1 protein-coding gene is annotated in these 822 nt (G+C 66.2%); it reads left to right on the forward strand.

What is annotated here, in order from left to right; translation table 11 throughout:
- Nucleotides 1–231: 231 nt before the first annotated feature.
- Complete coding sequence (locus tag EOA60_RS35325; protein ID WP_095823522.1) at nt 232–579, forward strand: hypothetical protein; 348 nt, start codon at nt 232–234, stop codon at nt 577–579.
- Nucleotides 580–822 lie beyond the last annotated feature (243 nt).

Here is an 822-nt window from a genome sequence, read left to right on the forward strand (position 1 = left end):
CGATCCCGCCAAAGTGGACGCCGCCTGCCGCAAGCACCTGAAGTCGGCCCGCCAGACGCTGTTGAGCTCCATTCCGGAAGGACGGCAGGTGCAGCCCGCCTGATCAGGCGCGTCGCGCCGCGTTGCCGCAGCCCGGTTTTGCCGATTTTCCGGCCGCCGGCCCCATGCTAGGGTCGGTCGAATTGCTGGAAAGAGGCAGGTCTTTTGGATATCCGGCTGAGACGATGGAGCATGCCGGCCGCGTTCGTCGCGGCGCTGCTGCTGTTGCTTCAGTCGGCACTTGGCGCCTTCGCCTTTGGCGCGCCTTCAAAGCTTGATGCCTTCGGCAACGTCATCTGCACGCATGACGGGGCGGTCAAGCTTCCGGGCGGCGATCCGCACCGGCAGCATATGCCGGCTTGCTGCTTGGCTGGCTGCAGCACGGTTTCGCCGGCGCATCTGCCGCCGCCGGATACCGGCGCGCCCGCCAGGGTGCTGGTGTTCGACGCGGTCGCTTTCCCGCCTCCGGCCTTCCGGCATCTCGATTTTGCCCGCGACCGCTCTCCGGCCAATCCGCGCGCGCCGCCGGCCGCAGTCTGACAAAAACCCGCGAAACCTTTCGCGGGCGCATTCATCCAAGATCAGACTGCTCGCGGCCGGATCACGGCGCGATCCCATACTCATGGAGCAACCATGTCCAATCTTCTTCCCGCATCGCGAGCGCAAGCTCGTCCGCGCGGTTTCGAACGGCTCGGCCTTGCCGTGTTCGCTCTTTTCCTGTTCGCGTGCGTTCCCGGCGCCCAGGCGCATGAATTCAAGGCCGGTGACCTGGAAGTCGGGCAC

This window comes from Mesorhizobium sp. M1A.F.Ca.IN.020.06.1.1, from assembly GCF_004023265.1.
Taxonomy (GTDB): Bacteria; Pseudomonadota; Alphaproteobacteria; order Rhizobiales; family Rhizobiaceae; genus Mesorhizobium.

What these genes read in the sequence shown, in the direction of transcription:
- EOA60_RS35325 (WP_095823522.1), top strand. Translation starts at nt 232, where the DNA reads ATGCCGGCCGCGTTCGTCGCGGCGCTGCTGCTGTTGCTTCAGTCGGCA.